The organism is Pontimicrobium sp. MEBiC01747, from assembly GCF_053601635.1.
Map to the genome: position 1 here is coordinate 1 of NZ_JBSHNS010000441.1, position 11,268 is coordinate 11,268.

11 protein-coding genes are annotated in these 11,268 nt (G+C 29.3%); 1 reads left to right on the forward strand and 10 read right to left on the reverse strand.

The features are described 5' to 3' along the window. From ACVC2P_RS14410 to ACVC2P_RS14440, 7 genes are all read right to left on the reverse strand, one after another. A partial coding sequence (locus ACVC2P_RS14410) for a hypothetical protein (protein WP_452599156.1) occupies positions 1-205 on the reverse strand: 205 nt, incomplete at its 3' end. A gap of 4 nt (positions 206-209) precedes the next feature. Beyond that, positions 210-950 (reverse strand): hypothetical protein, encoded by a 741-nt coding sequence (locus tag ACVC2P_RS14415; RefSeq protein WP_452599157.1) that lies wholly within the window; start codon positions 948-950, stop codon positions 210-212. 419 nt (positions 951-1,369) lie between these two features. Beyond that, entirely contained in the window at positions 1,370-2,017 is a 648-nt protein-coding gene (locus ACVC2P_RS14420; RefSeq protein ID WP_452599158.1) for an alpha/beta hydrolase, read from the reverse strand. Continuing rightward, positions 2,017-2,349: a hypothetical protein gene (locus ACVC2P_RS14425; RefSeq protein ID WP_452599159.1), complete on the reverse strand. Its 333-nt coding sequence runs from the start codon at positions 2,347-2,349 to the stop codon at positions 2,017-2,019. Before ACVC2P_RS14425 ends, ACVC2P_RS14420 begins: the two co-directional genes overlap by 1 nt. Before the next feature lie 5 nt (positions 2,350-2,354). Then, positions 2,355-3,605, reverse strand: a complete 1,251-nt coding sequence (locus ACVC2P_RS14430) for a dihydroorotase (RefSeq protein ID WP_452599160.1) — start codon at positions 3,603-3,605, stop codon at positions 2,355-2,357. Further along, the gene (locus ACVC2P_RS14435) at positions 3,602-5,527 is read right to left on the reverse strand and encodes a vWA domain-containing protein (RefSeq protein WP_452599161.1); all 1,926 of its coding nucleotides are present in this window, start codon (positions 5,525-5,527) and stop codon (positions 3,602-3,604) included. The genes ACVC2P_RS14430 and ACVC2P_RS14435 overlap by 4 nt, the downstream gene beginning before the upstream one ends. A gap of 109 nt (positions 5,528-5,636) precedes the next feature. Next, positions 5,637-6,644 carry a glycosyltransferase family 2 protein gene (locus ACVC2P_RS14440; protein ID WP_452599162.1) on the reverse strand — a complete coding sequence of 336 codons (1,008 nt, stop codon included), beginning with the start codon at positions 6,642-6,644 and terminating at the stop codon, positions 5,637-5,639. A gap of 161 nt (positions 6,645-6,805) precedes the next feature. Here ACVC2P_RS14440 and ACVC2P_RS14445 point away from each other — a divergent pair, with 161 nt between their 5' ends. Then, the gene (locus ACVC2P_RS14445; RefSeq protein ID WP_452599163.1) at positions 6,806-8,707 is read left to right on the forward strand and encodes a M61 family metallopeptidase; all 1,902 of its coding nucleotides are present in this window, start codon (positions 6,806-6,808) and stop codon (positions 8,705-8,707) included. Between the two features lie 133 nt (positions 8,708-8,840). Here the strand turns inward: ACVC2P_RS14445 and ACVC2P_RS14450 are convergent, their stop codons facing one another. From ACVC2P_RS14450 to ACVC2P_RS14460, 3 genes are all read right to left on the reverse strand, one after another. Next, a complete protein-coding gene (locus ACVC2P_RS14450; RefSeq protein WP_452599164.1) occupies positions 8,841-9,038 on the reverse strand; it encodes a class I lanthipeptide in 198 nt (65 codons plus the stop codon). 479 nt (positions 9,039-9,517) lie between these two features. Then, positions 9,518-9,931, reverse strand: coding sequence for a hypothetical protein (locus tag ACVC2P_RS14455; protein ID WP_452599165.1), 414 nt, complete (start codon positions 9,929-9,931; stop codon positions 9,518-9,520). 553 nt (positions 9,932-10,484) lie between these two features. Next, positions 10,485-11,268 (reverse strand): protein NO VEIN domain-containing protein (locus ACVC2P_RS14460; protein ID WP_452599166.1); only part of this gene is annotated, 784 nt, incomplete at its 5' end.

The window sequence follows — 11,268 nt, forward strand, 5'->3', positions numbered from 1 at the left end:
ATTTATTTTTATATGATTTAGTTATTGTTATACCTTCAAACCAGTTTTCTATAAAATAGAATGGGCGATTAGATTTTTGTTCTAACTGTATTATAGCATCTTTTAATGTTGTGTTATTAAAACTAATATCAAGGTTTTCACTTTGAGCAAAAGATAAATGTATGCTTAATAAGAATACTAAATATAGGATTATTCTTTGTCTCATAGCATTAATTCGTTTTTTGTGAAGTGTTGGTAATTGTCTCGTCTAACCTTTTAAAGAGTCCTGTCATAAATTGATACTCATTACTTTTTACTAATAACTTATTAGATTTGTAATAAGTGTTTATGGCTGTCTCGTAATCTGGAAATTGTTTACGTAAAGATTTGTAAGATTTAATTTTATGAACTTCTCCTTTTGAATACAGAAAATAGGTGTTTGTTTCATAAAATAAATGAACAACTTTATTTCCTTTAATACGTTCTCGTACTTCTTTTTTACGTTTTACAAAAAAGGTATAATTTTTACTAGACGTTATTAATTCTGCAAACCCATTAAGTTCCTTGCTATTTATAATTAAATCTACATTAATAAACTTATGATTATTAATTGTAAAACTTTTTACTTTTTGCTTAATTAATTCGAGGTTAACAAAGCTTTTTTTATCATCTAACTTACTTACTAAAACATCTTTTAAGGCATCGTATTTTAAATCTATATTATAAAAAAACTCATTATCGTATACTACATCTCCTTTAACATATTCTGGAGCATAGAAAAAGTTATGATTTGTTTCTGATATTTTATATGTGTTATAGTAACGATTACCATTGTATAGCTTTGTGTTTTCTATACCTGTTAAATTATCAAAAAAAATTAGACTTTCTCTTTTACTAGTTGTTTGTTGAGCGCTAATAAAAAAAGAGCATGGTAAAAGTAATAGAATTAATACTCGAAGTTTTAATCTCATATTATGTATTGGTAATTAAGAGGTTCTGTTAACGTATTAATACACTACTAATACGTTATTATTTTAAGTTAGTTAATGCTTTTAAAAACAGTTTACATTTTAGCTAAATGCTAATCAAAGAAACCGTGAAAAAGAAAGGAAAACAAGATATAGTATCTCGTTTTTATAAAATAACAGTACTAAAAACAGATTTAACTGTCTGTTTTTTAGCGGTATTTGTGTTTGTTAAGCTTTTTTGAATATAGGGAATGTATTAAAGGCATATTAATCATAAAAGTTAGGGATTATGTATTCTATAGATAATACATTTAGATGTCTATAAACCCTACTTATCTTTATACTTTTAACAAAAAACAGATTAAAACAAAATAAAAGAATCTAACTTAATGAGATTTAGTTTTACGTAAAGAAAAAACAGACTAAATAGTGTTTATAAGCCAATTTTTAAACTCATAAAAGTTCTGTGGAGCAACACCATGTCCCACAGGAAACTCATTGTAAACATGTTTAATATCTAGTTTTGAAAGAAATTTTGGTGCTTGTCTAGCCCAATCTACAGGAATTACTTGGTCTACGCTACCGTGAGAACAATAAAAATTTAAATGTTTGTAGTTGCTTTGTGGCTTGGTCTCAAACAAATCTTCGTTAATATAACCACTTAGTGCAATAATATTTTTTAGTTTTTCTGGATAGGTTAAAGCTACAGCGTAACTTAAAATAGTCCCTTGACTAAATCCTAAAATGGAAACATTATTAGCATCTACAGGGTATTCTGCTATAGCCTCATCTATAAATTTAGCAATTAAGTCTCTAGATTGTATTGCTTGTTCTGTATCACTCCATTTTCCCTTATCTGCATCAAAATTAATGGCATACCATGCATTACCATAGGGTTGCATAGGGTAGGGCGCTCTTACTGAGATAATAAATAACTCTTTAGGTAATTCTGTAGCAAAAGAAAACAAATCGTTTTCATCGCTTCCATAACCATGACATAATATTAATAATGGTGCATTTGCTTCTAATGAAGATTCGCGTACTATATGATAAAGTGAATTTGCTGACATTAATTACCGAGGTTTGAAAATATTTTTTGATAAAATTTACCTAAAAGAGGAACTTCTTGCATTTTTCCAGATGTAGCTCCAATTAATCCAAAAATAAATAGGATACCAAAACCTAACCAAAAAGCAAAAGTGATCATTAAATTATTAAAATAACCAATAAAATAACCACACAGCATAAAGGTTAAACATAGCCCTAAACCTTGGCGTACATGAAAAGCTGTAAACGGATTTTTTTTATCGTTATTCATTATTAAAGCCATAACTGCACCAATAATGGTTAAATAGGCTACAGCAGCCATTGTTTTGCCTTCTTCTATTGTTTTAAAATCCATAATAACTATAATACAATTTTATTGTTGGCAATAATGCCATAAACAGTTCCTTTTAATGTTTGGTCTAAAAATAGACTGTTTTTAGATTTAGAATATATGTTTTCTAAAGTGAATAGGTATTCTTTATCTGGGTTAAATAAAGTTATATTGGCAGTTGCACCTTCTGCTATAGGTGTTTCATGGCTACCAAAATGTGTTTTCCCAGATGTTAGTAAATCAATAACTTTTTCTGTTGAAAAAATAGTTTGCAAAGCCCCAAAAGCACTTTCTAAACCAATAGTGCCATATTCGGCATAATCGAATTCTACTTTTTTACCTTCTATTGTTATTGGGTTATGGTCACTAGTAACCATATCTATTGTGCCATCTTTTACGCCTTCAATTAAAGCGTCTACATCATTTTTTGTACGTAATGGTGGTAAAACCTTATAATGTGTATTAAAATCACTTAATACATCGTCTGTAAGTACTAAGTTATGAATAGCGACACTACAGGTAATGTTTAAATTTTTCTTTTTTGCTTGTCTTATTAAATCTACAGATTCTGCAGTAGAAATAGTTGGAATGTGTAAAGCGCCTCCTGTGTATTCTAAAATATATAAATCACGAGCTACTTGTAATGCCTCAGCTAAGTTGGGGTTTCCTTTTAAACCTAAAGTAGTGCTAGTAACATTTTCGTTCATAACTCCAGAACTAGAAATTTTATTTTCTTGCGGATACGAATAGACTAATCCACCAAAACCATTGGTGTATTGTAATGCTATTTTTAATAAGTTTGGATTACTTATAGGCTTTTTGTAATCGTAAAAAGCAACAGCCCCAGCACTTTTCATATCATATAATTCTGCAAGGTGTTCGCTATTACTGTTTTCTGTAAGTGCTCCAATAGGTAATAATTCTACAGCATTATTTTGCGCTTTCGATTTTATAAAAATTACATCAGAATTACTAGCTACTACCGGATTGGTGTTTGCTTGCATTGCAACGGTAGTAAACCCAGATTTAGCTGCCGTTTTAAGACCATTTGCTATGGTTTCTCTATCTTCAAAACCAGGTTCGCCAAAACAGACACTGCTATCAAACCAGCCTTGAGAAATATGAAGATTATCTAAAGCTATTTCTTTGTAATTATTGGTATTAGGTATGGTTTTGTTAATTTTTATAATACTACCATTTTCAATTAATATATCTTGAGTGGTGTTATTAAATTCACTTTTAGAATCAATTATTGTGGCAGATTTTATAAGTACGGTCATTTAAAATATTTTAAGATGAGCATTTCTATAATTAAAAATAGTAGTGCAAAAATAATAAACCATTTCCATAGCGCATTAATTTTAGACTCACTTTTTATGGTGTTAAATAATTCTGGAATAGAACTAGAAATAGTAGCATTTTGCAGCTTTGAAAGGTCATGATATAACAAGTGACTTTCTGTTCTATTATAGTTATAACTTACGTTTTGTATTGTGTTTGTTTTGCTCTTTATATTATAAATAGCCGCTTTATCTGGTGTTTCGCTAGTTGTAATTGCAACTTTATTGTTAAAATAATGTTGTTGTGGTATTATATTGTCGTTAGCATTACTTAAAGTCAATATTTCGTCTTGTTTTAATACTGTTGCAACATCATAAGTATTAGTTTCTCCAATAGTATAGTATAAATTGGTATTTTTTAAACTACTCTTTCCTATATTATAAAAAGTAGGTACGATTAAATTAATAGCCTTAAAATTTGAATTATCACTATTTAAAGATGCTGAAAAAAGATAGGCATTACCATTTTGAGATAAAAAAGGTTTGTTATCCTCAAATTGTAAAAGGGCAGAAGCTTTAGATAAATCTTGAGGGTAAAACGTATTTACTTTTGGGTACTGAAAGTTTGTAACCTTTTTTTCAAAAACACTAGCATATATAGGGTGCGAATAATTAATATTTGTTAATCGTTTGCTTGAAGTATTTAGGGATTTAAATGGTGTAAAGTTATAGTTTAATAAAGTGTTGTTATATTCTTTTAAATCAATATTTTGAGATGGAATTATAATAATAAAACCTCCATTGTCAGTAAAAGCTTTAAGCGCAGTATTTAGAGCATTAGGAATACGGTTTAATTCATTTAGAATAATTAAATTTTGATCTGTTATGCTATTGTAATTTAAGGCGCTATATTTAACAGATTCGTAATTAAACTCATCATCTGTATAGATCCGTTTTAAGAAAGAATCTTCTGCTTCGTTAATAGATAAAACATTAATTTTTGGTGTTTTATTAATGTTAAAATAGAAGTCATTATCAAATAAAAGGTTAATGTCTTCAACTTTTAAAACTCCGTTTATTATAGTATTTGTTGGTATTGTAAATGTTGTTGTTGCTGTTTCATTTATACTTACAGCAGTTTTAGCTAATAAATTATCATTGTTATATAAGGAAACAGGTAGATTATCTATAGCATCACCATTATTTCTAAGCTTTACAGAAAGTTCTAAGTTATTTGGTGTACGTTTAGAAATATACAAGCTATCTATGGCTACATTATTTGCACTTACTGGCTTTAACTGTACTAAATGGGTTTGTATTGTGGAATCTGTGGAAACATTTAATAAAGACGCTTTTATTTGAAAGTCGCTAATAAATACTAAGTTTTTTATTGTACTTGCATCTTTACTAAAATAAGCTTTGCTCTTTAAAAAGGCAGCTTCATAATTTAGCTGACTTGTTGCATAGTCCATTTGAAGCAAATCGTTAGTAATTGCTTTAATAGTTGTATTTCTGTAAACATTATCGTTAGTTACTAACGAGAATTGCTCATTATCTGGAACACTACCTATAATATCTTGTACAGCACGTTTTAATAATGGGCCTTTTGCTCCTTTGGCTTGCATACTAAAAGAGTTATCCAAATAAATAACGGTTTCGGTTTTTGTATTAAAGCTTTTATGTTTTGAGGTAAAAGGTTGAGCAAAGGCTAATATTATAGCAGTAATTAATCCTAATCTAGTTAATAATGTAAGCCATTTTTTAATTTGAGAACTTTTACGAGTTTGTAGTGTTATTTCCTTTAAAAAAGCAACATTAGTAAAAGCTTCTTTTTGAAATTTACGCAACTGAAATAAGTGAACAATAATAGGGATAAGCAGTAAAAATAAAGCGTAAAGAAGTTCTGGGTGTTTAAACTGCATTGTTAATTTTGATTGCTCAAATATAAAGAATAATTAGTAATCCTTTAACAGAAAAAGATTAACAAAATCATAAAATTTTACATTAAAAAATAATCTAGCCAATTATAGGTTAGCAAAAGAAAAAATAATCTAGCATAGGGGAGCAGTTTTGTGTTTTTAAATAGGACTTTATCTTTTTTTGCTCATCGGGATTAGCTACACTAATAATACTCTGTGGTTGTTTTAACTGTTCTAAATAGTTAAATGGTTTTAGTTCTTGCTCGTAAATATGCTTTCCTATTTTTTTAGGGTTATCACAAATCCAAATAAACGGAATGGTTTTAGCAATTAGTTTTTTTGCTATAGTTTTCCCTTTACGGCCAGCTCCCCATACTACTAACGGTCTAGAATTGTTGTAATCTAGTTTTAAAAAATAATGTAGCTTAATAGCTATAAAACTATTTTCGGCATAATTAGCATCTGTTCTAGAAGCCCTTGTGCCATAGTCTCTCCAGTAATGTAGTATTACATCACAGGGGACAATTTTATAATTTTGTTGATAAAACCGAAAAGTTAAATCATAATCTTCAGGATACCTTGTTGGGTTAAAGGCATCAATAGCTAATAAGTCGTCTCTATGCAACATCCAACATGGAGATGGAATAACACATTCTTTATAAATTTCACTGTAATTAGTTCCATGTCTTGTTAAGCGATTTAGCCATGCTTCATACTTTTTATAACCTTCGCTAATGCCTTTTTCAGAAAAATAGCGAACTAATCCTGTTGAGACATGCTGCTTACCATTAGTTTTTAATTTACACAGTAAAACCTCTAGTTTATTAGAAGCCATGATATCATCGCTATCCATTCTAGTAATGTAATCTCCTTTAGCATGTTTAAAAGCTAGTTTTAAGGCATTTATAATGCCCGTGCCTTCATTATTTAACAGTGTTATTCTATAATCTTTTTCTGCATAGCTTTTTACTATGCTATTACTAGCATCTGTAGAGTGATCGTCTACAATAAGTAATTCCCAATTAGTATAGGACTGTAATATTATAGAATCTATACAAGCTTTTAGGTAGGCTTCTGTGTTTTTAAAAGGAATAAGAATACTAATTAACGACTGTTGCATTTTACGAAGATAATGAACACTTTTAAATTTTTTATGCTTTTGTATGCCCTGTAAACTATAGGGCTTAACATTAATTAACAAAACTTTGATACATATAAGTGTAACAGATTGTATTTTTGAGCGTCATAACAAGACTTAATACTATCAAAAAACAATAAATAATGAAAAAACAAGCATTTGCTTCAGTACTTGCAGGAATACTTTTAGTAGGATGTAACTCTACTAAATCTGCGACAAAAGCAGTTAATGATTTAGCAATTAGTAATCCAATTGAAACGACAATAGATTTAACAAACGTTTTAGACGATAAAGCGCCTGTAACTATAAATCCTGGACGTATTACTTCAGAAACTGTTACTTACAGACTACCAAGAGTAGTACAAGGAACATACTCTGTTAGTGATTTTGGGAAATATATAGACGGATTTAAAGCTATAGGTTATAAAGGGGAAGAGTTACCTGTAGAAAAAATAGACACTAACTCTTGGACAATTAGCAATGCTGCTAATCTAGATAAAATAGAGTATTTAGTAAATGATACTTTCGATACAGAAATTAATGGCGGTATTGGTGGCGATGCACCTTTTTCTCCAGCAGGAACTAATATAGAGTCTACAAACTATGTATTAAACCTTCATGGATTTATTGGTTACTTCGATTCTTTAAAGAATAACCAATATAAGTTAGATGTTAATGCACCAGCAACAATGGTAAGAACATCTGCATTACAAGAAACAGGAGTAAAATCTAGTCCAGATGGAAAATCTTTAACATCTAGTTATTTTGCACCTAGATATTTTGACATTACAGATAATCCAATGTTTTACGGTGCTTTAGATGTTGAAGAATTTCAAGTTGGAGATATAAAAATTGTATTAAGTGTGTATTCGCCTAATAAAGTACATTCAGCAGAAAAAATTAAAGCTGTAATGGAAAAAATGATGAAAGCTCAAAAAACATACTTAGGAGACATAAATAGTACAGCACGTTACGATATATACTTATATTTAGCAGGACAAAACGAAGGGGCACCAAAAGGATTTGGAGCCTTAGAACACCACACCTCTACAGTAGTAGTGTTGCCAGAAGCAATGCCAGATGCAGCTTTAGCAGAAAGTATGATTGATGTTGTATCTCATGAGTTTTTTCATATTGTAACACCATTAAGTGTGCATTCTGAAGATGTACATTATTTTGATTATAATAACCCAACATTTTCTAAGCATTTATGGATGTATGAAGGTGTAACAGAGTATTTTGCAACATTATTTCAAGTAGATCAAGGGTTAGTTACAGAAGATGAGTTTTACTCTAAAATAATGGGTAAAATTAAATCTGCTGCGGGAATGAATGATTCTATGAGTTTCACAGAAATGAGTGAAAATGTTTTAGATGAGCCTTATGCAGGACAATATATTAATGTATACCAAAAAGGAGCATTAATTGGTATGTGTATAGATATATTAATGCGTGAAGCTAGTAATGGTAATAGAGGTATTTTATCTTTAATGAAAGAGTTGTCTCTTAAATACGGAAAAAATAAGCCATTTGTAGACGATAATATTATAGCAGAAATAACAGCTATGACTTACCCATCTGTTGGTGAGTTTTTAAATACACATGTAGTTGGAGGGACACCTATAGACTATAAAAAGTTTTTTGAAAAAGTAGGATTAACTATAACAGAAGCAAAAGTAAAAACAAATTACATCCAAAATGATGGCGCATTTATTTTTACACCTAATCAAAAAGAAGGAACAATTGCATTTTCTGAAGCTGTAAAAAACAATAGTTTTTGGGCAGAGAATGGGGTTAAACCAGGAGATGTTATTAAAACTATAGATGGAGAAGAATTAACATTAGCTAATGCTAATCAAGTATTATCTAAAGCATTTATGTGGCAACCAGGAACAGATATCGATGTTAAGTTAGATAGAAATGGAGAAGAGGTTGTTGTAAAAACAACTTTAACACAGTCTTACACTACAGGTACAAGTTTAGCAGAAAGTCCTGATGCTACAGAGGCTCAAAAAGCATTACGTAATGCTTGGTTAAAAGGATAATTGAATACTTAAAAATAGTATAGAGAAATTAAATTTTTCTATTGTAATTTTAAAAGCCCAAAACAAATTTGTTTTGGGCTTTTTTCTTCACTGTTTTTTAATTGATTTTTAAGGGGAGTGCTCTTAACGAATACTATTCAAAGTCATTTTCGAAGATGTCATCTCCTGTCGGGCCTTGATCTCCTGGAATTGTTGTTATAATAATAGATATTATTATTGAACAAGCTATAGTGGTAGGAGATGTACCTCCGTTAACATCTAACATTTGAGAGTTGTTTAATTCTAATACATCACTTTTGTTAAATTCTAGTTTGCGCTTTTGTGTTTTCATAATACTTGTTTTTTAAGTTATTTTAAAATTTCTGTTCTTAGAATTATAGAAGTACAGGTTTATACTATAAGTACTTATTATATAATTACATATTTGGTGTATTACTATAAAACCGATAAAGTCGATGACTATAACCAAATGTTAGTATATATTATACTTACACTTCACTATTTGTAATTCTATAATTAAGAATTTTGTTAGCTCTAAGTAATTTTAAAATGAAGTAAATTACAAGCAAGCGTAGACGAATTTTATAAAACTCGTGTACGTTAATTGTTTGTTTAATTAGCTATATATTAGTGTTGTATGCTTTTTTTTGTTTGAGAGGTTATAAGCATTAGGGTTTTACAATCTTGTGTAAGATTAGTTGTGTGTTTTAAGCTCTAAAGTTAGCAAATAAATCACAGATAGAAAGCCTGTGAGAACTTTCGTATATAGTTTAGAACTAGTAATTTTATACTTTGTTGTGGTGTCGTTTTTTATTCAAACATATTTTCTTTCTTATACTTTCCGTCTCCATTAAAATAGGAAATAAGAATTTTAGTCATATGTTCAACAGATAATGGAGGTTTGTTTATTATGAATTGTTTTCCGTTTTCCTCATACATTGAAGAAAGTCCATCTTCGTTCAAATTTCCACCAACCTCAATCCAATTGCTATTATCAGTTGAAAGTATAACTTGATGAAAGTTATTCCAATCAAGCTTATTCATAGTATTTTCAATTTGCTTAATTGTTGTACTGTCAGATATTATCTTTTCTTCTGCTCCGTAGTTCGATAACAACATCAATTCCATTTTTGTTTGATTTTGTTTAGTTGTTTTATTCTTTTTTTCAGAACAGCTCATTACTAAGAGACTCAATATTAAAATCAGATTAATTCCTATTCTCATTATATTACTTGTTTAATTCTATGATTTTTAATTCCAATTTTCTGAAGAGTTTAGATTTTTTTTTCATTGCAGATGCTAAAACATTTGTCAATTCTTGTTGTCCAAGGCTTATTCCAATTTTGGTTAGAACGTTCTTCAATTCTGTCACACTTTTGGTTAGCGACTCAATGTTTTTCTCTGAAAAGTTCAGGTTTTTATTTTGTAAATATGCTCATCTTAAATGCATTACAACGGTCTTGTGTATGGCTCGTTGCGTGCAAATTAGCGATTATTTTCGGTTGAGCCACAAGCCATATTTTTAAATTTTACTATTTATCTTTTTTGTTGGAAATCGTCAAATTTAAAAATTTGGCAACTTTCCAAACACGCCTTAACTTTGGTTTAAACAACTGATTAGCAATGAGCTATACACGTTGTTGTAAGTAGTGCTTTTCAAGTTCTGCTTGGTTTTCTGATGTTTCTTATTCAGTTCAAATGTGAGCTTTGGCAAGACATACTCTTTTGTAATTTTTGATGTAGCGTTGGCTTTAGCGAATTGCAAATGTGTATGGCTTTAAGCGTTGGCTTTTAATTCTATTGATATAATATAATCTTTAGGACTCAATTCAAAATTCACTTCTCCTTTAAATATTGCATAATTGTAAATATTGTTTTGGTTATCTACCAACCAAATCTCGTATTTATCTTTATTTTCCTCTCCAAATTTTTTCTCATCTCTCGATAATATGAAACTATTGTTGTTAAATGTTTTTACTTCTACAAACTTCCATTTATTCCCATTGTCAGAAGAATATCGCATATCATAATGAAGTGCTTCATCTTCTTTGGCTTTCCAAGAGACATAATCTTTACCATACTTTTCAACTAATGTATTATAAACCAATTTCTCCGAACGATTTCCTATTTTTTTGTTATTATTAGTAGTTCCACTCGGTATAAATGGACCTTTTCCATTCGGTCTAGTAATAGCTTTTGGTTGTACCTCAAAATCCGTTACTATATTTCCAGTTCCGATTTCATTTTCATAGTCATTATCATTAATTGTATTCTCTGGCTCAATCATCTTTTCAAGTTTGGTTTTTAAAACAGATATGTTTTTCTTAAAATATAACAAACTTATTAGCTCCTTATCTTCTTCGATTAAGTCATTTTCTTTATTACTGAAATTAGTTTTATTCTGATTTTTCTTATCTAAAATGTGTATAATTTTTTTTTCATTAGTTGAAAATGAGAAATTAAGATTCAAGTATTCCTGGAATATTGATTCGTAATTTGCTAGCCAGTCTTCTTTTAATTCGTTAGCCTTCTTAATAATAAAATCAGCATTATTTTCATAC